General features: G+C 60.6%; 20 protein-coding genes. 10 read left to right on the top strand and 10 right to left on the bottom strand.

The window, feature by feature from the left end:
- Positions 1-83 precede the first annotated feature (83 nt).
- The 5 genes from VM554_14655 to ndk form a co-directional block, all read right to left on the bottom strand.
- Positions 84-1,247 carry a hypothetical protein gene (locus tag VM554_14655; GenBank protein ID HVJ09615.1) on the bottom strand — a complete coding sequence of 388 codons (1,164 nt, stop codon included), beginning with the start codon at positions 1,245-1,247 and terminating at the stop codon, positions 84-86.
- A gap of 193 nt (positions 1,248-1,440) precedes the next feature.
- Positions 1,441-2,427: a TIGR00730 family Rossman fold protein gene (locus VM554_14650; protein ID HVJ09614.1), complete on the bottom strand. Its 987-nt coding sequence runs from the start codon at positions 2,425-2,427 to the stop codon at positions 1,441-1,443.
- Positions 2,428-2,445: 18 nt separating this feature from the next.
- Complete coding sequence (locus VM554_14645; GenBank protein ID HVJ09613.1) at positions 2,446-2,775, bottom strand: hypothetical protein; 330 nt, start codon at positions 2,773-2,775, stop codon at positions 2,446-2,448.
- Positions 2,776-2,920: 145 nt separating this feature from the next.
- A complete protein-coding gene (typA, locus tag VM554_14640; protein ID HVJ09612.1) occupies positions 2,921-4,738 on the bottom strand; it encodes a translational GTPase TypA in 1,818 nt (605 codons plus the stop codon).
- Positions 4,739-5,030: 292 nt separating this feature from the next.
- On the bottom strand, positions 5,031-5,447 hold the full coding sequence (gene ndk / locus VM554_14635; GenBank protein HVJ09611.1) for a nucleoside-diphosphate kinase: 417 nt from the start codon (positions 5,445-5,447) through the stop codon (positions 5,031-5,033).
- A 127-nt stretch (positions 5,448-5,574) separates the two neighbouring features.
- On the opposite strand from ndk, the gene VM554_14630 reads away from it, so the two are divergent.
- Entirely contained in the window at positions 5,575-7,698 is a 2,124-nt protein-coding gene (locus VM554_14630; protein HVJ09610.1) for a M13 family metallopeptidase, read from the top strand.
- Positions 7,699-8,722: 1,024 nt separating this feature from the next.
- Here VM554_14630 and VM554_14625 read toward each other — a convergent pair.
- The 4 genes from VM554_14625 to sucC all read right to left on the bottom strand — a co-directional run bounded on the left by VM554_14625 (position 8,723) and on the right by sucC (position 12,919).
- Positions 8,723-9,361, bottom strand: coding sequence for a TRIC cation channel family protein (locus tag VM554_14625; GenBank protein ID HVJ09609.1), 639 nt, complete (start codon positions 9,359-9,361; stop codon positions 8,723-8,725).
- Positions 9,362-9,366: 5 nt separating this feature from the next.
- Positions 9,367-10,635 (bottom strand): M20 family metallopeptidase, encoded by a 1,269-nt coding sequence (locus VM554_14620; protein HVJ09608.1) that lies wholly within the window; start codon positions 10,633-10,635, stop codon positions 9,367-9,369.
- Between the two features lie 230 nt (positions 10,636-10,865).
- Positions 10,866-11,741 (bottom strand): succinate--CoA ligase subunit alpha, encoded by an 876-nt coding sequence (gene sucD / locus VM554_14615; GenBank protein HVJ09607.1) that lies wholly within the window; start codon positions 11,739-11,741, stop codon positions 10,866-10,868.
- Positions 11,741-12,919, bottom strand: a complete 1,179-nt coding sequence (sucC, locus tag VM554_14610) for an ADP-forming succinate--CoA ligase subunit beta (GenBank protein HVJ09606.1) — start codon at positions 12,917-12,919, stop codon at positions 11,741-11,743. Before sucC ends, sucD begins: the two co-directional genes overlap by 1 nt.
- 167 nt (positions 12,920-13,086) lie before the next feature.
- Between sucC and trpD the strand changes: the two genes are divergently transcribed.
- The 9 genes from trpD (at position 13,087) to msrA (ending at position 21,776) form a co-directional block, all read left to right on the top strand.
- Positions 13,087-14,130 carry an anthranilate phosphoribosyltransferase gene (gene trpD, locus VM554_14605; GenBank protein ID HVJ09605.1) on the top strand — a complete coding sequence of 348 codons (1,044 nt, stop codon included), beginning with the start codon at positions 13,087-13,089 and terminating at the stop codon, positions 14,128-14,130.
- Between the two features lie 113 nt (positions 14,131-14,243).
- Positions 14,244-14,981 carry an SIMPL domain-containing protein gene (locus tag VM554_14600; GenBank protein HVJ09604.1) on the top strand — a complete coding sequence of 246 codons (738 nt, stop codon included), beginning with the start codon at positions 14,244-14,246 and terminating at the stop codon, positions 14,979-14,981.
- An 80-nt stretch (positions 14,982-15,061) separates the two neighbouring features.
- Positions 15,062-15,661 (top strand): hypothetical protein, encoded by a 600-nt coding sequence (locus VM554_14595; GenBank protein HVJ09603.1) that lies wholly within the window; start codon positions 15,062-15,064, stop codon positions 15,659-15,661.
- A 197-nt stretch (positions 15,662-15,858) separates the two neighbouring features.
- Positions 15,859-16,566, top strand: coding sequence for a site-2 protease family protein (locus VM554_14590; GenBank protein ID HVJ09602.1), 708 nt, complete (start codon positions 15,859-15,861; stop codon positions 16,564-16,566).
- A 40-nt stretch (positions 16,567-16,606) separates the two neighbouring features.
- Positions 16,607-17,731 (top strand): tryptophan--tRNA ligase, encoded by a 1,125-nt coding sequence (trpS, locus tag VM554_14585; GenBank protein HVJ09601.1) that lies wholly within the window; start codon positions 16,607-16,609, stop codon positions 17,729-17,731.
- Positions 17,728-18,732 (top strand): segregation/condensation protein A, encoded by a 1,005-nt coding sequence (locus VM554_14580; GenBank protein HVJ09600.1) that lies wholly within the window; start codon positions 17,728-17,730, stop codon positions 18,730-18,732. The genes trpS and VM554_14580 overlap by 4 nt, the downstream gene beginning before the upstream one ends.
- A 312-nt stretch (positions 18,733-19,044) precedes the next feature.
- A complete protein-coding gene (gene scpB, locus VM554_14575) occupies positions 19,045-20,268 on the top strand; it encodes an SMC-Scp complex subunit ScpB (protein HVJ09599.1) in 1,224 nt (407 codons plus the stop codon).
- Positions 20,268-21,191 carry a pseudouridine synthase gene (locus tag VM554_14570; GenBank protein HVJ09598.1) on the top strand — a complete coding sequence of 308 codons (924 nt, stop codon included), beginning with the start codon at positions 20,268-20,270 and terminating at the stop codon, positions 21,189-21,191. Before scpB ends, VM554_14570 begins: the two co-directional genes overlap by 1 nt.
- Positions 21,192-21,305: 114 nt before the next feature.
- The gene (msrA, locus tag VM554_14565; GenBank protein ID HVJ09597.1) at positions 21,306-21,776 is read left to right on the top strand and encodes a peptide-methionine (S)-S-oxide reductase MsrA; all 471 of its coding nucleotides are present in this window, start codon (positions 21,306-21,308) and stop codon (positions 21,774-21,776) included.
- A 115-nt stretch (positions 21,777-21,891) separates the two neighbouring features.
- Here the strand turns inward: msrA and VM554_14560 are convergent, their stop codons facing one another.
- Entirely contained in the window at positions 21,892-22,647 is a 756-nt protein-coding gene (locus VM554_14560; protein ID HVJ09596.1) for a hypothetical protein, read from the bottom strand.
- Positions 22,648-22,753 lie beyond the last annotated feature (106 nt).

Raw genomic sequence — 22,753 nt, 5'->3', positions numbered from 1 at the left:
GTACAGGCGCTTTCCCTGGTTCCGCCGCCAGTCCGCAGATCTTCGCCTCCCGCTGCCTCGAAACGATCGCACACCGGTTCTCTCTAGAACGCTTCCTGTTCGCCAAGCGCAAAGCGCAGTTGCCGTGACTCCGCCCAGGCGAGACGAAGACTGCTGCTCACCGGCTTGCTGCCCATCATCCTCACCGCTTCCAGCGCATAGCGCATCGCCCAGGGAGCTTTGTCGTTGTTCCACAGCTCGCACAGCGGCCGAATCACTCCATTCCGGTCCGGATGATAAACACGTTCATCCCATCTCCGCGAACCCTGTGGAAAGTCCGGGTAGTGACGGATCGCGTCCAGTGTCGATTGCAGAATGCGGTGCTTCCAGGGCTCGGCATATTGGGGCATAAAGAGCACGTGGCTCCGGCCCTCGTAGCGCACCTCGTGCACAAATTCGGTAAAGCTGGTCGCCTGCGAAAGATTGATGTTGGCATTGGGCTCAACCCCGTGCCGGTCGCCGCCGGAGATGAGCAGCTTGTTCCACCGCTTCGCCATCCGTTTTACCGAGCGATTCTCTTCCCAGTTCCGCAGCCCATTCAACTCCAGCGCATGCATGAACTCGCCATTCCGCCGCATGAACTCTTCGACGCGAACGGCGTGCTTCTCTTCGCCGATCAGGTATAGATCCCACAGGGGATGATTGAAGATCACCAGCACATTCGGCAGGGCATGCAGCTCCGCCAGCAACTCCGTCAGCCGGTCATCGTTGGGCTTCGCGGTGAACTCCTCGAAGATCTTCATCCACTCCGCCCCCGACTCGCTGGGCAGGTTGTGAATCCCGAGATGGAAGGCCTGATCCGAGCCAAACGGGGCCGTCCACTCCACCGATACCGGAATGTGGCGCGCGCTGGCTACCGTGCGCAGCAGCATCGGCGCGTTGATCGTGTCGTGATCCGTAATGGAAACCAGCGGCGCAAGATTCAGGTTTTGAATCTGACGTCCTTCCAGCTCAAATGCCAGGCGCGGGGTCAACGGAGGCGTCCAATAGCTGCGCGCATAGTCGAGAGGAAGCTTTTGTTTTTCCCGGCAATAGCGCTCGCTGCGCGCCAGCACGGGACGAATCCAGGGGTACTGGTTGCCGAGGTTGGCGAGAAAATCCAGCGTTTCCTTCGATTGGTTGGTATGGCTATGGAGAGAAACACCAGAGACGAAACCACGCGCGGCCTGATTATCGTCCCAAAGATACGAAATCTTCGATTCGAGCATCTAAGTGTCCTCCTTGCATCCCAATTCCGATGGCAGTATCAACGCGATGCCATGAACACCGGATTACGGACACAAGAAAGGAACTTCAATTCCGACGCGAACATAGAAAGATACCGGGAAGACCAAAATCGTTCGCTTCAGCAATGCAAAATATTTACCGCTTCTTCATACACGCACTCATCCACAGTGCGCTTTACATGCTCGTCTTAGTAATCTCAGGACCAAGAAATTCTTCTTCAGTCCAGCCGGAGAGCACCTCTTCCTCCGCGCTTTGCCGGGCGCGCAACGCCTCCGGCTCCAGATGATTCCGCGTCAGGCCCTCTTTCAATATGGCGAATGCGTCTTCCGGCGTATCGACCATCTGAAAGAGTTCACGATCCTTCGGCGAGATCGCGCCCTTGTCCACCAGAACATCCAGATTCAACACCTGGTTCCAATAGGACGAGCCGTAGATCACCACCGTCATCTTCTTGGCCAGCTTGTTGGTCTGCGACAGCGTCAGCAGCTCAAACATCTCGTCCAGCGTGCCGAAGCCGCCGGGGAAGACCACCAGCGCCTTGCTCATGTAGGCAAACCAATACTTACGCATGAAGAAGTAATGGAATTCGAAGTTCAGCGATGGAGTGATGTAAGGATTCGGCTCCTGCTCAAATGGCAGACGAATATTTAACCCGATTGTCTTTCCGCCTGCCTCGTATGCCCCGCGATTGGCCGCTTCCATAATGCCGGGGCCGCCGCCGGAGGTCACCACAAAGCGCCGGCGGCGATAGTTCAAGGACATCGACCACTTGGTCAGCATGTAAGCGAGACGGCGCGCATCTTCGTAGTAGCGGGCCATCTCTACCGCAGCCTCGGCCCGGCGTAAACTCAGCTCGGTTGCCGTTCCCTGCTCCAGTTCTGGAAGCCGCGCCGGCTGCTCCTCCGATGGCGCGGCCTGTGCTGACCCGGTATTCTCCAGCACTTCGAGCGTGTGATTCGCCTCATCCATTCCGCGAAAACGTGCCGACCCGAAGAAAACCACGGTGTCCTGGATGCGCTCGCGGCGAAAACGCGCCAGCGGTTCCGAGTACTCCGACAGGATGCGGATGATGCGGCCATCCGGCCCATTCAGGAAGTTGGGATTCTCATAGGCCAGCGGCGCTTTGGCAAGATGCGGCGGATCAGGAATGTTTATGCTCATGGCTCACTTTATTCGAAGTTACGATTCACGATATTGAATCGCGTCGGAGAGAGCAATCCATAGATTGAGAAGCCCGATGCCCGAGACAATTCCTCGAACGACACCCAGCGTCGCCACATGCGCCATTTGCGGGAAATAATTCAGAAAGTGATTGTCCTGCCAGAGATGCGTCCACGGCAGCAGCAGGACCAGAACCCCGATGTAGAGGCGGATCACCACGCGCAGGAACAACTCAACCCGCTTGAGCCAAAGCACTTTGCCGGCATGGGGATCCCGCACCGGATTGCGGTCAGGATCGGCCGAGCCGTGAGATGCGTTCGGGGGAAGCAGGTTCGGCGAATGCGACATTTTCAATCTATGCTACCGCGTTCTAAAGTACGCGCGGGGCAATACCTTAAGCCAACGTTACCACAGTGTAACTACATCGCCCGCGCCGGAGGTCGGCTGGCCGGAACACGGCTCCTCCTCGCAGGAGAAGCCGCGTCTATCCGTTTCAGGCCATAACGTTGGTGGAGCGCTTCGGGCGCCGGTTTGCCTGCAGAATCTTCTTCCGCAGCCGCAGGTACTTCGGTGTCACTTCCACTAGCTCATCTTCGGCGATAAATTCAATCGCCTGCTCCAGATTCAGGGACTTGAACGGGACCAGGCGGATGGCCTCATCCGCGCTGGAAGCCCGCATATTCGTGAGCTTCTTCTCCCGCACCACGTTCACGTCCAGGTCGTTGTCGCGCGAGTGTTCGCCGACGATCATCCCCTCGTAAACATCCACTCCCGGCCCCAGGAAGAGCGTGCCCCGCTCCTGCAAGCCATTCAGCGAATAGGTTGTGGTCACGCCCGCGCGATCCGAGATCAGAGCCCCGGTGGGACGCTGCGGAATCTCTCCCTGATGTGGAATGTAACCATCGAAGATCGTGTTCATCACGATCGTGCCGCGCGTCTCGGTCAACATCTCGCTGCGCAGTCCGATCAATCCCCGGCTGGGCACGCGGAACTCCAGCCGCACGCGTCCATAGCCGTGATTGTGCATCTTCAGCATCTCGCCCTTGCGCGGCCCAAGCTTTTCAATCACCACTCCAACAAAGTTCTCTGGAACATCGATCGTCAGCCGCTCCACGGGCTCCATCGTCTTGCCATCTACCTGGCGAGTCACGATCTCGGGCCTGCCCACCATCAACTCAAAGCTCTCGCGGCGCATCATCTCGATCAGGATGGCGAGCTGCAACTCGCCGCGTCCCAGCACCTTGAAGCTGTCCGGGCTGCCCGTATCCTCAACGCGAATCGAAACGTTGGTCAGCAGCTCCTTTTCCAGCCGCTCCCGCAGATTGCGCGACGTGACATACTGGCCCTCCCGCCCCGCGAAGGGCGAGTTGTTCACGGAGAACTGCATCGCAATCGTTGGCTCGTCGATCACGATCAGCGGCAGCGGCGCCGGCTTGTCGATTCCGGTGATGGTCTCGCCAATCGTGATCCCTTCCACGCCGGCCACGGCGACGATGTCGCCAATCTCGGTTTCGGTAATATCCACGCGCTTGAGGCCCATATACGAGAAGAGCTTGGTGATCTTTGTCTTCTGCAGCGAGTGGTCGCGCTTGGAGATGTATACCTCGTCGCCGGTATGCAGAGTACCGTTGAACACGCGGCACACCGCCAGGCGGCCCAGGTAATCCGAGTAGTCCAGGTTGGTCACCAGGATCTGCATATCGCCATTCGGGTCGCCGGTTGCCTGCGGAATGGTCGAGAGGATCGCCTCAAACAAAGGCTGCAGGTCGGTGCCTGGTTCGGTCATCGAGAGACTCGCCGTTCCTGCCTTGGCGTTGGTGTACAGCACCGGAAAATCCAGCTGGTCTTCTCCCGCATCCAGATCGATGAACAGGTCATAGACCTCGTTCAGGACCTCCTGCGCGCGCGCGTCGGGGCGATCGATTTTGTTGATCACCAGGATGGGCTTCAGCTTGGCTTCGAGAGCCTTGGAGAGCACATAGCGCGTCTGCGGCAGCGGCCCCTCGGAGGCATCCACCAGCAGCATCACGCCGTCCACCATCTTCAGTGCGCGCTCCACTTCGCCGCCAAAGTCGGCGTGGCCCGGCGTGTCGATGATGTTGATCTTGGTATCGCGGAAGTGGATTGCCGTGTTCTTGGCGAGAATGGTGATGCCACGCTCACGCTCCAGATCATTCGAGTCCATGACCCGCTCGGCTATGGCTTCATTGGCGCGAAAAGTTCCGGCCTGCCTCAGCAATGCGTCCACGAGCGTTGTCTTACCGTGATCGACGTGGGCGATGATGGCGATATTGCGAATTGTCGTACTCACAGGCGCGGTTTTCCTATTCTTTTTGCAGTGCTTGCAGATTTGGATTGCTATCGGGCGGGAACAGCGGGCAGGACTGCGCAGCAGCCGTCCGCCGCAGTCGATGCTCCCAACCCCTGATTGGGCACAATACCTAGTCTATCAGCTTGTGCACCCCGGCAGCTCTACGGGCCCTTCTTCGCCTGCCGCCGGGCCGCTGAACCCTGTACGTCAGGCCCAGGCGCGAAGAGAGAGAAAAAGGTGTCCTCCCTGAATAGCAAGGCGCAGCGGGACGAGACCCGCGGCGCCCTGGGAACTACGCCAGCTCGTAGCCAGCGAAAAAGTAGCCAATCTCAAACGCCGCCGTATCAGCAGCATCCGAGCCGTGAATCGCGTTCTCTTCAATCGACCCTGCATATTGCTTGCGGATCGTGCCTTCCTCGGCATTTGCGGGATTCGTTGCGCCCATCAGCTTCCGCAGATCCGCGATCGCGTTGTCCTTCTCGAGCACCATCGGAAAGATCGGCCCGGAAGACATGAAGGTTGTTAACGAATCGAAGAACGGCCGCTGCGCATGCACGTGGTAGAAACCTTCGGCCTGCTGCTTGGAGATGGAAAGCCTCTTCACGGCGACGATCTTGAATCCTGCCTTTTCAATCTCCGCTAGAATCGCGCCGGTGTACCCCTTGCGGACGGCGTCCGGCTTGATGATGCTGAACGTGCGTTCTGACACTCAGTTTCTCCTGTAAACGTATAGTTGCGATCTCTTATGCGAATAAGTCGCTGCAATCCTTCAAGTGTACCTGTTTAGGCTCCTTTCCTGCGTTCCCGGGGGTTGCTGTCTGTTAAAGTTTGTGCCAATGACCTTTGGACGAAATCTGCTGCTGAGCCGCGGAGCCGGGGACAATCGCGCTGCTGCTTCCATCACCGGCGTCGTGGCTGCCCTGCTCCTTACGCTTGCGCCCGCCGCGCTCACCGGCCAGACTCCCACGGATTCGCCTTCGCGAAATACGCTCAAGGTCTTCGACGCTTCGCTGGTCGACACGGCGATCGATCCCTGCCAGAACTTCTATCGCTACGCCTGCAATGGCTGGTTAAAGAAGAATCCGCTGCCGAAGGACCAGACCACCTACGGCCGCTTCACTGAGCTGGCCGATATCAATCGCGAGAAGCTGCGCCTCATACTGGAGAGCACCTCCAGCGCCTCTTCCACCCGCACCCCCAACGAGCAGAAGATCGGCGACGAATATGCCACCTGCATGGACGTAGCGGCAGTCAACGCCAGGGGAACCGCGCCCTTCCAGCCCGAGCTGGACCGCATCGCGGCTCTCCGCGAGAAGCGGGATCTTCCCGTTCTGCTTGCCGAGTTGCATCGCCAGGGCGTGGACGCGTTCTTCGCCTCCGGCTCCAACCAGGACTTTGCCGACTCCACCCGCGTCATCGACTATTTTGTCGCCAGTGGATTGGGCCTGCCGGAGCGCGACTACTACACCCGCACCGACGCCAAGAGCGTGGAGCAGCGCAACCAGTACGTGCTGCATGTCGCCAACATGTTCCGACTGCTGGGCGAGCCGGCCGGCAAAGCCTCCCAGGATGCGCAGACCGTGATGGCGCTGGAGACGCGGCTGGCCAGGGCCTCGCTGACGGTCACTGAAGCGCGCGACCCGCAAAAACTCAATCACCCGATGAAGCTTGCGGCCTTTGAAGCCTCTGTGCCTGCCTTCGACTTCAACGCCTACCTTGCTGCGCTGCACGCGCCTCTACACAATCCCGAAACCGATGGCATCAACGTTACGGAGCCGAAATTCTTCACCGAGATGAACGCCCTCCTCAACGACACCGATCTGGCTGCCATCAAGACCTATCTCCGCTGGCACTTCATCCACGCCATCGCCGGTACCAGCACGCCGCAAAGCTTTGACGATGAGGACTTCAACTTCTACGCGCACACTCTGCGCGGGCAGGAGGAGCAGCAGCCCCGCTGGAAACGCTGCACCCGTCGCGTCGACAGCGAACTTGGCGAGGCACTCGGCCAGGTCTATGTAAGCCGCTACTTTCCAGCCTCCGAAAAGCAGCGCGCACTGGATATGACGGTTGCGATTGAAGCGGCCATGGGGCGGGACATCGACAACCTGGATTGGATGAGCGCTGCAACCAAACTGCGCGCCAGGGAAAAACTCCACACCGTCGTCAACAAAATCGGCTATCCGGACAAGTGGCGCGACTACTCCCGGCTGGAGATTGTTCGCGGCGATACGCTGGGCAACATGCTGAGGGCCCGCGAGTTCGAGAGCGACCGCGACCTCGCCAAGATTGGCAAACCCGTCGATCGGGCCGAATGGGGTATGACTCCCCCCACCGTCAACGCTTACTACAACCCGCAGATGAACGATGTGAACTTCCCCGCCGGATACCTGCAGCCGCCCTTCTTCAGCGCGCTGGAGGATGACGCCGCGAACTATGGCGACATGGGCTCCACCATCGGCCACGAGCTGACCCACGGCTTCGACGATGAAGGACGCCAGTTCGATGCCAGTGGAAACTTGACCGATTGGTGGACCGCACAGGACGGGAAGAAGTTCACCGAGCGCGCGACCTGTATGGTCCGGCAGTTCAACGGCTATGTGCCGGTGGACAACGTGCACATCAACGGCAAGCTCACGCTGGGAGAAAACCTCGCCGATCTCGGCGGCCTCTGGCTGGCCTACCTCGCCTGGACCGACGAAGCACAGAAAAACCATCTCGACATGGCAGCGAAACAGGACGGCTACACAGCGGAACAGCGCTTCTTTGTGGCCTATGCACAGCAGTGGTGCACGCAGACCCGTCCCGAAGCTCTGCGCACGCAACTGCAGACCGATCCCCACTCCCCCGACGAATATCGCACCAACGGCATCCTCGCCGACCTGCCGCAGTTCGCCAGGACCTTCCATTGCAGGAAAGGCCAGCCCATGGCCGCCGAAAAAACCTGCAGAGTCTGGTAATCCCCGCGCCTTGCTGTGGCTGCTGCCAGCATGGCGCTGCTGGCTTTGCCATCCTGAGCGCAGCAGCTCTGCCCCCCACGCCAGCCTTGTCATCGCCCACGCCAGCTTTGTCATCCTGAGCGAAGCGAAGGACCTGCTTCCCCCACACCAGCCTTGTCATCCTGAGCGCAGCGAAGGACCCGCTTCTTCATCTCCCGCCTCGTCCTCAGCAAAGCGCTCCCTGCTCGCCACACTGGCTTGTCATCCTGAGCGCGGGAGCTCTGTCTCCACATCGCATTTGTCATCCCCCACGCCAGCTTTGTCATCCTGAGCGAAGCGAAGGACCTGCTTCTTCATCTCCGCAGCGAAGGATCTGCTTCCCCCTCATCAATCCTCAACTGCTCTTCTGAGTACCATCCTTCGCTCAAATCCTCCCACGAGGGATTCACCTCTTCGATGAGTGCAATCTTTCTTGCCCGCAGCCACCCCTTCAATTTCTTTTCCATGGCGATGGAGTTCCGGACGTAATGGAAGTTTTCGTACCAGACAAGGCGGCTGCACCGATACTTCGCAGTGAAGTCCGACCCTCGTTTTTGCTTATGCTCGAATACTCTTTGTCGCAGGTTTCCAGTCATGCCGATATACAGTGTCCGGCTCCGGCTCGCCATAATGTATGTGCTATAAACGCGCTCGCCATGCATGAAGCGAGCTTACGGCTGACAAAGAGCGAGGCGCAAAGATTTTCGTGGGCAAGGGGAAGAAGCAGGTCCTTCGCTGCGCTCAGGATGACAAGGCTGGCGTGGGCGATGACAGAGCTGGTGGGGGGACAGAGTTGCTGCGCTTAGGACAAGCCAGTGGGGAGGAGCACGGAGCGCTTTGCTGAGGACGCGGCCGGAGATGAAGAAGCAGGTCCTTCGCTTCGCTCAGGATGACAAGGCTAGTGGGAGATGACAAGGCTAGTGTGGGGAACAGAGTTGCTGCGCTCAGGATGACAAAGCCTGTGGGGGAGCAGAGCCGCTGCGCTCAAGATGACAAGGCGGGCCTTTTAATCCGGATGCTGCGCTACGGGGAGACGCCAGCCGTTCCGAATGGCCAGCAGCCGCAGTGCGACGCATAGAAACCCGCCAACCGCTTCCGCTGGGGCGGACGGGAGGGAAAGCGCGTGGCCCAGCACAACCACAATCGAGCCAAGCAGGGCGGCAACCGCATAGAGTTCGGCGGTAAAAACGATGGGAACCTCTGCGACAAGCACGTCGCGTACGACTCCCCCGCCAACTCCGGTCATCACGCCCAGAAGGACGGCTCCTCCCGGGGCGACATGGAAGGCAAGCGCCTTACCGGCTCCGACAACCGCGAAAAGTCCCAGCCCGATTGCATCGAATAGCTGGACCGGACTCTTCAATTTTGTCGTGAGCGGGTACCAGAAAAATACAGCCAATCCTGCAAGGATCGACACGGTGATATATCGCCAGTCAGCGACCGAAGCCGGCGGGATCGCTCCGATCAACACATCGCGGGTGATGCCCCCTGCCGTGGCCGCAACGAAGGACAGTACGAGCACCCCAAAAAGATCGAGCTTGTGCTTGATGCCGGATACCGCTCCGCTAATCGCGAACGCGAAGGTACCTACCAGATCCAGCAGGTTCAGGAAATCACTCACCAGGATTTGATCGTTAACAATCATAGTAGCTACGAGGCCAGCCAGGCCTGGGCGGAAACCACCAGGGTCTGCACGCCTGTTTCCAGCGTTGGATGGATCACTGGGGCAAATCGCGGATTATGGTTGGTTGGAAGCTCGCCGAGCTTACCAGCGGCTTTGGCCTTCTCGTACACATTGGGATCCGTGCCGCCAACGAACCAGAATACAGCCGGTACGTGCCACGAGGATCCGAAGCATCCAAAGTCCTCGCTTGCAGTCGAGGGCTTGGTTTCCCGTATGCGGTCGTCTGCAAAATACTTATGGAAGGCTTCCACCACCCGATGAGTTGCCTGGTCATCGTTCCGAACGATTGCGTAGTGGTCGAGCGGCGTAATCTCCGGCGGCCTGGGAGCACCCGAAGCGGCGGCTTCCGCATTCACAATCCGCGTAATTGCGGCCAGAACACGCGTCCGAACACCTTCGTCAAATGTACGCACATTGAGCTTGATAACAGCCTCGTCAGGAATGACATTTTCCTTCGTCCCTGCCTGGAGCGAGCCGACTGTAACCACGACAGCTTCCGTCGCCGCGACCTCGCGGGAGACAATGGTCTGCAGTCGCAGGACGGTGGATGCCGCCATCACTACCGGATCGATACTGGCTTCCGGCATGGACCCGTGAGCGCCGCGCCCAAACATCCGAATCTGGAAGCTGTCGCCGGCAGAGGTCACCACGCCCGTGCGCCAGTAAAGCACGCCGGCAGTGGGGTTCATGACGTGCTGCCCCAGGATGACGTCGGGTTTGGGGAACCGCGTCAAGAGCCCGTCGGAGATCATCGCCTGCGCACCTTCGCCGGTTTCCTCCGCCGGTTGAAACACGGCCATCAGCGTACCGTGCCAGGCATTGCGAGACTGAGCCAGGAGTGTGGCCGCGCCAATCAGCCACGTCACATGCATGTCGTGTCCGCAGGCGTGCATCACAGGCACCGTCTTTCCTGTGCGATCGACAGCGGTAACCGTGCTCGCGTAGGGCAGGCCGGTGGCTTCCTGAACCGGCAGGGCGTCCATGTCGGCGCGCAGCATAATCGTAGGGCCGTCGCCGTTCTTCAACAGACCGACTACGCCGGTCTTCCCCACACCTGTTGTCACTTCAAAGCCCGCCTTGCGCAGGTGATCCGCCGCGATGCCCGCAGTCCTCACTTCCTGCATCGACAGTTCGGGGTGAGAATGAATGTCCTTGTAGATCGACTCAAGATCTGGAAGCAAAGCATCGAGATTTGCAAGCACCGGTCCGAAAGATTTTGTCACTTTCTGATCCATGACCATTCTCCTCTTCCGTGGCTGCCGAGCCACTCGCGTGCGTTCCATGACTCCAATCAGGACTTCGTTGCTAAGGCTGACAAAGCATTCGCAACTGCAATGCCTGGCCCCGCTCTTATGGTTCCGTGCTTATGGATCCCAGTAATTCCAGGCCCGCACCCAGTGGTCTCCGAAGGAAAGCGAAATCCACCAGGGTGCGGGCCCATTTTGTTTGCTGCTTCCGGCGTGGCTTAAGCTTTCCCGATCACCCGGGCCAGCGTCTCGCCGATCAAGGCCGGGGAAGCCACTACGTGGATTCCCGCTGCCTCCATCGCCTTCATCTTATCGGCTGCGGTGCCCTGCCCGCCGGAGATGATGGCGCCTGCGTGTCCCATGCGGCGTCCCGGAGGAGCCGTCTGGCCGGCGATAAAGCCGACTACCGGCTTCTTCACATGGGCCTTGATGTACTCCGCCGCAGCCTCCTCCGCCGTGCCGCCGATCTCGCCGATCATAATGATCGCTTCCGTATCGGGGTCCTCGTTCAACAGCTTCAGCGCGTCGGTATGATTCGTCCCGATGATCGGATCGCCGCCAATGCCAATTGCCGTCGATTGTCCGATGCCGCGCGTCGTCAGTTGATATACCGCTTCATAGGTCAGCGTGCCCGAGCGCGACACAATCCCCACCGTTCCCTGCTTGTGAATGCGTCCCGGCATAATGCCGACCTTCGCCTTGCCTGGCGAAATCACGCCCGGGCAGTTGGGTCCGATGAGTCGCGACTTCGAATTCTTGATCTTCGCCCACACCTTCACCATGTCGAGCGAGGGAATCCCCTCCGTGATGCAGACGATCAGCGGCAGACCTGCGTCTTCCGCCTCCAGAATCGCATCGGCGGCAAACGGCGGCGGCACAAAAATCACCGTCGCATTCGCGCCCGTTTCGGCCACGGCCTTCTGCACCGTATCGAATACCGGCCAGCCCTCATGCGTGGTTCCGCCCTTGCCGGGAGTGACGCCGCCAACCACCTTGGTACCATACTCCGCGCAACCCTTGGCGTGGAACGTTCCCTCTCTGCCCGTAATTCCCTGAACAATCAACCGTGTATTTTCGCTTACCAGTACAGACATTATTTGTCTCCCTTCGCCGCCGCAACGGCCAGCGCAGCCGCATCCTGCATCGTCTCGCCGACGAGGAAGTTCAGTCCCGACGCCTTCAGAATCTCGCGTCCCTGCTCCACGTTCGTGCCCTCAAGCCGCAAGACGATCGGCACGGTCACATTCAGCTTCTTTGCCGCAGCCACCACGCCCTGCGCCAGAGTGTCCACCCGCAGAATCCCGCCAAAAATGTTGATGAAGATCGCCTTCACATTCTTGTCCGAGAGCAGAATCTCGAACGCATGCTCGATCTGCTCCTGGTTGGCGCCGCCGCCTACATCCAGAAAATTCGCCGGGCTTCCGCCTGCGTACTGGATGATGTCCATCGTGGCCATCGCCAGGCCCGCGCCATTCACCATGCAGGCAATGTTGCCATCCAGCTTGATGTAGTTCAGCGCGTACTTCGACGCCTCCACCTCAAGCGGATCCTCTTCCGCCACATCCCGTAGTTCCTTCAGATCCTTGTGGCGGAACATCGCGTTATCGTCAAAATTGATCTTGCAATCCAGCGCGAACAGCTTGTCGTCCTTGGTGGTGATGAACGGATTGATCTCCAGCAGCGAAGCATCCGTGTCCACGTAAACCTTGTACAGCCCCTGCATGAACTGCACGGCCTGGTTGAGTTGCGTCGGCTTCAGCCCCAACGCAAAAGCCAGCTTGCGCGCCTGGTAGGGCTGGAATCCCACTGCGGGGTCGATGTACTCCTTCACGATCGCATCCGGATCCTTGGCTGCAACCTCTTCTATCTCCATGCCGCCGGCCTTCGATGCCATAAAGACCAGCTTGGCCGCCGCACGGTCGAGCACGATGCCGAGATACAGCTCGCGGTCGATGGCCGCCGTCTCTTCCACCAGCAGCCGCTGCACCTTCTGCCCCTGCGGTCCCGTCTGGTGCGTTACCAGTTGCATCCCCAGAATCTGCTTGGCGTAGCCCTCGGCCTCCTCCAGCGTTTTGGCCACCTTCACGCCGCCGCCTTTGCCTCGGCCTCCGGCGTGGATCTGCGCCTTCACTACGACACCGGTCGCGCCTTCGCTGAAGAGCTTCTTGGCCACATCCAACGCCTGTTCCAGCGTGTTGGCCACTTCACCCCGCGGAACGGCTACGCCGTGCTTCGCCAGGATGTCCTTTGCCTGATACTCGTGAATTTTCATAGCCTGCTTGAGAATTCCCCTCGCCGCATACCCTTGGGCACGCGTCTTCCTAAAACAGTGATGCTGCTCACAAACACCTTGAATAGTATCGGACGGCGTAACCCATCAGCAAACACAGCCCGCGCATTGGCTTCCCCCGCTCCGCTCCGCTACGATGGTGCCAGACCATGCCGAAACTGAGAGAGACGCTCAAGCACCTCGCGGAAAACTCCGCCACACTGACCCGCGATGAAGCGCGCGCGGCTCTCCATGAAATGCTCGCCGGCGATGCCAGCGATATCGAGATTGCCGCCCTGCTGACCCTGCTCAACACCCGCGGAGAAACCGTGGACGAGCTGACCGGCTTTGCCGAGGCGATGCGCTCCCTCAGCGTTCCCATCCCCCTCACCGACGCCGAGCGCGCGGAGCTTGTGGATACCTGCGGAACCGGCGGCGGCGACCGCAGCACCTTTAATGTCTCCACCGGAGCGGCTCTGGTGGCGGCCGCCGCGGGCGCAAAGATCGCCAAGCACGGCAATCGCAGCGTGACCTCGCAATGCGGCTCCGCCGATGTGCTGGAGACCCTCGGCGTCGCGATCGCTCTCTCTCCCGCGCAATCGGTGGAGTGCCTCCGCGCCACCGGCTTCATGTTCCTCTACTCCCCGGCGCTGCACCCGGCGATGAAGCGCGTCGCGCTCGTCCGCAAGGCGCTGGGCTTCCGCACCATCTTCAACCTTGCCGGTCCGCTCACCAACCCCGCTTACGCTCCGGTACAGGTCATGGGAGTTGCCCAGTACAAGCAGTTGCCGCTGGCTGCCGAAGCCATGGCCCGCCTCGGCGTACGCCATGCCTTCGTGGTTCGCGGCTCCGACGGACTCGATGAAATCACCGTCACCACCGACAGCACGCTCGCCGAGGTACGCGACGGCACCGTTGCCCTCTACCGCACCAAGCCCGAGGATGCTGGGCTCCAGACAGGCGCTTACAGCGAACTCACGGGCGGCGATGCAGCCGCGAACGCCGCCGTGCTGGAAAGAATCTTCCATGGCGAAAAGGGTCCCCGGCGCGACATCGTGCTCATCAACGCCGCCGCCGCACTGCTGGCCGCCGGACTGGCCGGGGATCTGGCCGAGGGAGTCCGCCTCTGCGCCCATGCCATTGATTCCGGCGCCGTCAACCGCACCCTCGAATCCATCCGGGCCTTCTCCCGCACCGTTCAGCCTTCGGCCTAAAAAGTGCCGGGCGGCCATTCCTAAGATGAATTGCCGGAGCGGATGAATTGCCGGAGAGGTGGAATTGCGGAAGTGGTTTGGAGTAGCCTGCTCTCACAAGAGGACTCCTTTACATGCGAAATGCCCTTAAAGCTGCTTTGCCAGTTGTGCTCCTTGCGCTCAACCTTCCACTGACAGCCCAGCAGATTCAGGTAAATAAGGACAACCGCACCATCGCCGTCTCCACCACGGACACCGCTACTGCCGACGCCGATACCGCCACCGTCCACATCGGATTCCAGATCTACGCCGCGGACGAGCAGGCCGCCTACGCCAGCGGCTCCCGGACCTCGAATGCGATTGCTCGCGCCCTGGAGGCCGCAGGGGTCAAGAAAGATGCCATCCAGAGCCAGTCGCAGAACATAAGCCACGTGCAGCCCTATGAGTTGCAGAACCTGACGCCCGACCAGAAAGCACAGCACCAGTTCACCGTGCAGCAAAGCTGGAGCGTGAAGACCTCCGCCCAGGCCGCCGCCTCCATCCTCGACACCGCCATCAAGGCCGGAGCCAACCAGAGCGGCGCCATCGACTGGTCCGTTGCCGATGCCGATGCGCTCGAATCCCAGGCCGCGGGCAAAGCCCTCAAGCGCGCGCAGGAGATCGCCGACCGCATGGCCAAGGGTCTCGGCGCCAGGCTCGGAACCCTGCTCTATGCCAGCAACCAGAACCCGGAAGCACCGCGCCCCATACCACTGATGCGCGGCATGGCGTCCTCCATGGCGATGAAAGCCGAGACGGTGGAGCCGCTCGCCATCAGTGCCCGCAAGGTTACCAGCTCGGCTACCGTCTACGCCGTCTTCGCGCTGGAGTAAGCCCGGCGTACACTGACCCTGATATTGAACCCGGATACTGGCACTGACTGACACGCACCATCTCACGCGAAGGAAACCGAATGTCCCCGGCACAAGAAACCACTCCTCCCAGCATCCTCGCTCCCCAGCCCACCCCGGAGGCCGAGGAGATTTACCTGCGCTGGATCGGCTTCCTCGATAACGAGTTTGGCCGCCACCACAAGCCGAACGTGCGCGCCGAGATTGTTCGCGAGCAGTTGCACCAGCTCTACTTCAGCCAGCCCGGAGGAGCCAAGCTCAACTTCACCCTGACCACCGAGTTGCCCACCAACGTACTGCAACTCTCCCTCGACCCGCGCAACGTCACGCTGCCCGAGGAGTACGACGAGACGCTCGATCACGCCAAATACGATCAGCGCAAGCCGCTCATCTGGTTCTGGCGGATGTTCGACCGCTCCCCCGTCGGCCTGAATCTATGGCTGGGTTTCCGCTTCCGCATTATGCTCGGACGCCACATCTTCCGCCACATCGGCAGCAACGTGCTCCTCTACCCCAACATCCATTTCACCTTCGGCTACAACCTGACGATCGAAGACGATTGCAGCATCCACACCAACGCCATTCTCGATGACCGCCAGGCCCTCACCCTCCAACGCGGAAGCAACATTTCGCCGGGGGCCACATATCCGGCTACGAAATAGGCTGTCTGGCGCATTGAGGCTGCTTCGGCGGCGATCGTGACGCTGGATTGCGCGGGGATTCTTCGGGTCGATCTGGCTCCTGTCCGGGGCGCGGTAGACTCCAGGGCACGGATTCCTGAACCCTCTGCGTGCTACCATCAGCTTTCCATGCCTGGCACACAATCAGGCGTACTCAAGTAATCAGGCGCAACCACGCAATGAATCAAGATCTCGTCATCAAGCTGTTTCAATTTGCCATCCTTCTCTTCGCCCTCAGCCTGCATGAGGCGTCGCATGCCTGGATGGCCTCGCGCCTGGGAGATCAGACCGCCCGCATGCTGGGACGGGTCACCCTCAATCCCGCCAAGCATATTGACCCAGTGGGGACCATCCTGATTCCGCTCTCCATGCTCTTCATGCCGGGATTTGGCCGCTTCCTCATCGGCTGGGCGAAACCCACGCCAGTCAATACCCGCAACTTCAAGAACCTGCGCCGCGACGACGTTTTGACCACCCTCGCCGGTCCCTGCAGCAACCTCCTCGCCGCCATCGTATGCTCGCTGGTGCTGATCTTGCTTGAGGCCACAAGCTCTGCCGGAAAGCTCTCCGTCATCGTCGCCGTCTTCACCGCCAACCACATTCCGGTACCCGTGGAGGGAACCCTGCCCGCGCTCTTTCCGCTGGCGCTTCTCCTGTACCTGGGCTTTATCGTCAATCTGCTATTGGCGATCTTCAACCTGCTGCCACTGCCCCCGCTCGATGGCAGCCACATCTTCCGCCACATGCTGCCCTATAATGCGCTCCGCGTGTATGACTCGCTGGGCCTGATCAGCCTTATCCTCATCCTGTTCGTCGGAGGAAGGGTCGTGGGCCTGTTTATGAACCCCGCCGTCGATGCCCTCAACCGCGTCCTGCTCTCGCTCTGACTTCTCGTACAATGGAAGAAAGTTTCTTGTAGCGAAGGACATGGTGGCAAACTCTTCTTCCTCTCCTATCTCGGTCCCGCGCGTGCTCAGTGGCATGCGCCCAACCGGCAGGCTCCATCTGGGCAACTACATGGGGGCTCTCTATAACTGGGTCCGCCTGCAGAACGAGCTCCAGGCCTCCGGCAACCGTGCCTATGAGTGCTATTTCTTCATCGCCGACTGGCACGCGCTCACCACGGATTACGCCGACACCTCCAGCATTCAGCAGAACACGCTCGACGTGGCCCTCGACTTCCTCGCCGCCGGGCTCGATCCGGAGAAGTCCACCATCTTCGTGCAGAGCCACGTCCTGCAGCATGCGGAGTTGCATCTGCTGCTCTCGATGATCACCCCGCTGAGCTGGCTGGAGCGCGTCCCCACGTACAAGGATCAGCAGGAGCAGCTCAAGGAAAAGGATCTGGCCACCTACGGCTTCCTTGGCTATCCGCTGCTGATGTCCTCCGACATCCTCATCTACCAGCCGGATTTCGTGCCCGTCGGCCAGGACCAGATAGCCCACGTCGAGATCACCCGCGAAATCGCCCGCCGCTTCAACTCGATCTATGCCCCGCAAAGAAAGACGGTCGCGGCAGTCTCTTCGCGCGGAAGCGCGGTCGCGCTTGAAGAACCGGAACCCATCCTGCCCGAGCCCAAAGTCCTGCTGACTCCTTCGCCCAAACTGCCCGGCACCGATGGCCGCAAGATGTCCAAAAGCTACGGCAACACCATCGACCTGAACGACCCGGAACCGGTCATCCGCAAGAAGCTCAAAACGATGGTCACGGATCCGGCGCGCGTCCGCCGCAGCGATCCCGGCGACCCGGACAAATGCCCGGTGGGCGATCTCCACAAAGTCTTCTCCACTCCGGAGACCATGGCCAGGGTATACGCCGGTTGCCGCTCGGCAAGCATCGGCTGCATTGAGTGCAAAGGCTGGGTCGCCGACGCCATTGTGGCCGAGCTCGCCCCGATTCAGGAGCGACGGAAGCAATATGAGAACGATCCGCAACTGGTAAAGCAGATCCTCCGCGCCGGCGCCGAGCATGCCGCCGCGCGCGCCGAGCAGACCATGCAACAGGTGCGCGGAGCCATGAACCTGATGGCTCCCCATAAAGCAGGCGAATGACCGACACGCGACAGAACCAGGACGAGATTCTGCCCAACGATGCCAACTCGACACCGGAGTCGCAGCCGGAACAAGCTGCAGACCCGGTGGTCGACACCACGCCGTTGCCGGAAGCTGCATCTCCCGCGCCTCCGCCCGCTCTTACCGCGGAGCAGAAGACCGCTGCCCGGCATGCTGCCTCGGCTGCCTCCGCACAGGCCGCTGCCAAGGCCGACCCGGACCGTGCGTTCCCGTTCAACATCACCGTCGGCCGCGTCTACGACGGCCCCATGGATCTGCTGCTCGACCTCATCCGCAAGCAGGACATCGACATCTACGACATCCCCATCGCCAAAATCACGGCGCAGTTTCTGGGATACGTGGAAAACCTGAAGCAGACGGACGTGGACGCCGCAGGCGAGTTCATCTACACCGCCGCCCTGCTGATCCACATCAAGAGCAAGATGCTGCTCCCACGAACACCCGACGAGATTGCCGAAGGGGTGGAAGAGGATCCCCGCCGCGAACTGGTGGAGCGCCTGCTCGAACACGAGCGCTTCAAAAACGCCGCCCAGATGCTCGCCCAGAAGCAGCAGATCGAGGAAGCCACCTGGACCAATCCCGGCATGCGCGAGTTCCGCAACGATGCCGCCGCCGAACCGGAGATTGCCGCCGATACCGTCGATCTGGTCCGCGTCTTCCGCGAGATCCTGGAACGTGCCCGCAATCGCCCGGTCCTCGATGTTCGGGAAGATTCGGTCACAGTCGGTCAGATGATCCGCTACGTGGGCCGCAGGCTGGTCATGGAAGACAAGCCCATCGCCCTCCATCGCCTGCTCCAGAACACCCGGTCCGAGCGCGCCCTCATCTGTATGTTTCTGGCGCTGCTGGAGCTGGTGCGCCTGCAGGCGATTCTTCTCCGGCAGGACGGCAACTTCCGCGAGGTCTTCATCAAGAAGCACCCCATGTTCGACACCACGATGAATGAAACGCTCTCGAACGCCCAGGACGACTGGCAATAGGCCGGGCTTTGCGATCCCGGTCTGTCATCCTGAGCACACCCAAACTTGTCATCCTGAGCCACAAACTTGTCATCCTGTTGACCTGCTTCTTAATCCCCCACACAAACTTGTCATCCTGAGCACCCAAACTTGTCATCCTGAGCGAAGCGAAGGACCTGCTTCTTCATCCCCAAAGCGAAGGATCTGCTGCCCCCTTGCCACGGTTCTTCGGTAGTATCAAAGAGACACGTCAGAAGACACGCAGAGAGGCCAGCACAGAAGAGCGCACTCCCTGTCTTACCCGGCGTCGCTACTTTATCCAGCTATTTACCTATGAGTCTGAAAGCCAAGATCGAAGCAGTTGTCTACGCCGCCGAAGAGCCGGTTACACTGGCCCAGCTCGCAGCATTGTTCGCCGAAGAGGCGCTGGAGTGGAACCGCGAGCACCAGGCTCCAGCCGAGCCGCCCTCGGACAACGCTGCTCCCGCCGCCGAGCAGGTCACCCTCTCCGCCAGCCTGGATCCGGCAACCGATCCTGCTGTTTCGGCGCCTGCCGTTTCTGCAGAAGATACGCCCGTGGCCGAAGCTATCCCCGAGGCCGAGGCTGCTGCCGAACCGCCTGCGGCCTCTGAGCCATCTTCAGAGCCGCCCTCCGAAGCCGCCGCATCCCCGGAGGCAGACGCCAAGCGCCTCGCCCGCCAACGCGACCGCGAAGTCCGCGAGACCCTCCGCCTCCTGCTCGATGAGCTGATAGAGGAGTATGACCGGAGCGACCGCGGAATCGAGATCCGCGAGATCGCCGGTGGCTACCGCGTCGGCACCAAGCCGGAGTATCACGACAGCGTCCGCGCCTTCGTCAAGAGCCTCAAGCCGCCCATGAAGCTCTCCCTGCAGGCCCTGGAGACGCTCGCCGTCATTGCCTACAAGCAGCCCGTCACCGCGCCCGAGGTCAGCGAGATTCGTGGCGTTGATTCCGCCGGAGTCCTGGGCAGCCTGATCAGCCGCAAACTGATCACCACCGCCGGGCGCAAGCAGGTCATCGGCCGCCCCATCCTCTACAAAACCACCAAGGAATTTCTGCTGCGCTTCGGTCTCAAGGACGTCAACGAGCTGCCCAGCATCGAGGAATTCGAAAAGATGGCCGGAGAGCTGGCCGACTCCGAACTGGCCGAAGAGCCGGAAACGCCGGTCACGGAGGAGCTGCCCTTTGCCGAAGCCGCAACCTCGGAGGCCTCCGCCGCAGAAGGCGAGAAGCAGGCAGTCGAGGCCGTGGAAGTCCAACCTCACGAAGGCGAGTTCCAGACGGAAGCACCAGCCGAGCCGGTAGACGAGTCTGCCAGCGAGGCCGCTCCTTCCCCGGAAGAAGCATCTCACGCTGCGGAGCAGAACCCGATCGACGCGAACCCGGACGATGAGCCTCAAGCACCCGAAGCCGATGCCCAAGCCGATAACCAGGTCGATAGCCAGGCCGATAACCGCGCCAATGCCCAGGCATCTGCTGATCCGAAACCCGAGCCAGCCCCTCCCGTAACTGTCCCGGCGAAAGAAGAGGATTGATGGAGACCAAACCGGACCAGATCGACGAGAACCGCCAACGGCCCCGCCACGAAGAGCGGCTGCAGAAGATCCTGGCCGCTGCCGGGATTGCCTCCCGCCGCAAGTCAGAGGAACTGATCACCAGCGGGCGCGTGCGCGTCAACGGGCAGATCGTCACCGAACTCGGCAGCAAGGCCGACCCCGACCAGGACCACATCCGCGTCGACGGCAAACTCCTCCAGGGCTCGGAAAAGCATCGTTACTACATGCTCAACAAGCCCAAGGGGTTCGTCACCACCGTCTCCGATCCGGAGAACCGCCCCACGATCATGAAGTTCTTTGAGCGGGCCGGTGCGCGTGTCTATCCCGTCGGACGCCTCGACTACCAGAGCGAAGGCCTCCTCCTCGTCACCAACGATGGTGAGCTGGCCAACCGGCTTACCAAGGCATCCTCCAAGGTCGAGAAGACTTATCTTGTGAAAATCAGCGGCAAACCCAGCGAGAGCGAACTCAACCAGTTGCGCGGCGGCATCATGATCGATCGCGGCAGAAAGGACTCGCATGAGGGCCGCGTCCTTACCCAGCCCGCTTCCATCCGGCTCGTCCGGGATGCCGAGAACCCCTGGTACGAGGTTATTCTCACCGAGGGCCGTAACCGCCAGATTCGCAAACTCTTTGAGGAGATCGGCCACTTCGTCGAAAAGATCCGCCGAGTGGGCTACGGCCCGCTGGTCCTTGACGTTCCTCCGGGCGAGATTCGCGAACTGAGCGAAGACGAAGTTCTCTCCCTGCAAAGGGCATCAGTTGGCGTGCGCACCAAACGAGCTGCGCCGCTGAAGATCCCGAAGCTGCTCTCTGCATCTAAGCGAACAGGCACCCGCCCCGCCACTCGACCGGCAGGTCGACCAACCGCTAGAAAGAAAGCCCCATCCCGCCAGCGCTAATATGGTGCGGGGAAAAGGAATGCGAGTGGAGTGGCAGCAAGTATGGGTGCCCGGTCCCGGCTGGTCCTGCAGACAGCCGGCAACTGACCACCGTTAACCAGGATGGAGACGATCATGGAAAAAGCAACATTTGGTGCCGGGTGCTTCTGGGGAGTAGAAGCCTCATTTGCAAGCATTCCCGGCGTCATCGAGACGGCTGTGGGCTACGAAGGCGGCCAGCTCGAAAATCCCAGCTACAAGGACGTCTGCACGAATCAAACCGGGCATGCCGAGGCCGTCGAGGTCACCTTCAATCCCGACAAGGTGAGCTATGAGGCGCTCCTCGACGCTTTCTTCGCCATGCACGACCCCACCCAGCTCAATCGCCAGGGCCCGGATTGGGGCACGCAATACCGCAGCGTCGTCTTCTTCCACTCTCCCCAGCAGGAAGCTGCGGCAAAAGCCAGGATTGCAGCTCTGAATGCCTCCGGGAAGTACCCGAAGCCCGTTGTTACCCAGGTCGTGCCGGCGCAGACCTTCTGGCGCGCTGAGGAGTATCACCAGAAGTATCTGGAAAAACGCGGCGCTGTCACCTGCCACATCTAGAGCCGAATCCTCGTAAGATCGGATCCCCAGGGGCAACATCTATCCCTGGGGATCCCTGGATCTTCCAGTCCTTGCGCCCCTCAAGAATCTAGGCTGGTTTAAGAATCTAGGCTGGTTAAGCGGCCGAAGGTCCCGCTCCGGCAACCGGCTTCCGAAGACCTCGTGCCGCTGATCTCGCAGAGCCATCGTCCAGCCACAGGCTCACAACCCAGTACAGCACCACCGCCAGATAAGCGACCGCCGCGCTCGCCTGCATCCATTGCCGCAGAAAGGCCGCATGCTCGCCATGCGGATTCGCTGCACTGCCGCCCCAGAGCTGCATCGCCTGCAGCGACAGGAAGATCAGAGCATAAAATGCCAGCCCGCTACTGATGGCGAATATATGGCTGCGCCATGGCAGATGCGTCTTGCCGCGCGTCCAGATCAGCGCCACCAGCGCCAGCAGCGACAGGATGGCCACCGCCAGGTTTCCCTTGGCGAAGATGCTCCAGACGAGCATCCGCTGCATCGGACCGGCCAGAACCGCCAGCGCCACCGAGAGCGCCACAGCTACCGCGCTCCACGCCGCCACCCGGGCCAGCGGAACCTCAGTTCCCTTGAAGGCAAGCCGCAGCAACTCGCCCAGCACCAGCGCCCGCAGGATCACGTCGCCAATTTCGAATCCCCAGAAGAGCCACATGTATGTGCCCGGTTGCAGGGTGTGAGTAAACGGCATCTGAGGAGTCGCCGTCCGCACGATGTAAAAGATAATCAGCGCGGTGAATAGCGGAAAGCGCGCCACCCGTCCGCGCACCAGCAGAACCATCACCAACAGCAGGTGTCCCACTAACCCTGCCATCCACACAGAGCTTTGCAGATTTTGTATGAGCATTCCCCTCAGTCTAGCGGAATCCTCCAGCAGAATCTTAAGAAGATGAGAGGTTTAGCAAATTCCCGGTCGCGTCAGCAGCGGAACAGGAGGAAAATGCAGGGCAGGC

It is taken from the genome of Acidisarcina sp. (genome assembly GCA_035539175.1).
Taxonomy (GTDB): Bacteria; Acidobacteriota; Terriglobia; order Terriglobales; family Acidobacteriaceae; genus JANXZS01.
Note: the sequence above shows the minus strand (reverse complement) of the source record. Positions and strands in the feature narration are given on the sequence as shown.

Coding starts and splice junctions, on each gene's coding strand:
- VM554_14655 (HVJ09615.1), bottom strand. CDS start 1,247: ATGCTCGAATCGAAGATTTCGTATCTTTGGGACGATAATCAGGCCGCG.
- VM554_14650 (HVJ09614.1), bottom strand. CDS start 2,427: ATGAGCATAAACATTCCTGATCCGCCGCATCTTGCCAAAGCGCCGCTG.
- VM554_14645 (HVJ09613.1), bottom strand. CDS start 2,775: ATGTCGCATTCGCCGAACCTGCTTCCCCCGAACGCATCTCACGGCTCG.
- VM554_14630 (HVJ09610.1), top strand. CDS start 5,575: ATGACCTTTGGACGAAATCTGCTGCTGAGCCGCGGAGCCGGGGACAAT.
- VM554_14625 (HVJ09609.1), bottom strand. CDS start 9,361: ATGATTGTTAACGATCAAATCCTGGTGAGTGATTTCCTGAACCTGCTG.
- VM554_14620 (HVJ09608.1), bottom strand. CDS start 10,635: ATGGATCAGAAAGTGACAAAATCTTTCGGACCGGTGCTTGCAAATCTC.
- sucD (HVJ09607.1), bottom strand. CDS start 11,741: ATGTCTGTACTGGTAAGCGAAAATACACGGTTGATTGTTCAGGGAATT.
- sucC (HVJ09606.1), bottom strand. CDS start 12,919: ATGAAAATTCACGAGTATCAGGCAAAGGACATCCTGGCGAAGCACGGC.
- trpD (HVJ09605.1), top strand. CDS start 13,087: ATGCCGAAACTGAGAGAGACGCTCAAGCACCTCGCGGAAAACTCCGCC.
- VM554_14600 (HVJ09604.1), top strand. CDS start 14,244: ATGCGAAATGCCCTTAAAGCTGCTTTGCCAGTTGTGCTCCTTGCGCTC.
- VM554_14595 (HVJ09603.1), top strand. CDS start 15,062: ATGTCCCCGGCACAAGAAACCACTCCTCCCAGCATCCTCGCTCCCCAG.
- VM554_14590 (HVJ09602.1), top strand. CDS start 15,859: ATGAATCAAGATCTCGTCATCAAGCTGTTTCAATTTGCCATCCTTCTC.
- trpS (HVJ09601.1), top strand. CDS start 16,607: ATGGTGGCAAACTCTTCTTCCTCTCCTATCTCGGTCCCGCGCGTGCTC.
- VM554_14580 (HVJ09600.1), top strand. CDS start 17,728: ATGACCGACACGCGACAGAACCAGGACGAGATTCTGCCCAACGATGCC.
- scpB (HVJ09599.1), top strand. CDS start 19,045: ATGAGTCTGAAAGCCAAGATCGAAGCAGTTGTCTACGCCGCCGAAGAG.
- VM554_14570 (HVJ09598.1), top strand. CDS start 20,268: ATGGAGACCAAACCGGACCAGATCGACGAGAACCGCCAACGGCCCCGC.
- msrA (HVJ09597.1), top strand. CDS start 21,306: ATGGAAAAAGCAACATTTGGTGCCGGGTGCTTCTGGGGAGTAGAAGCC.
- VM554_14560 (HVJ09596.1), bottom strand. CDS start 22,647: ATGCTCATACAAAATCTGCAAAGCTCTGTGTGGATGGCAGGGTTAGTG.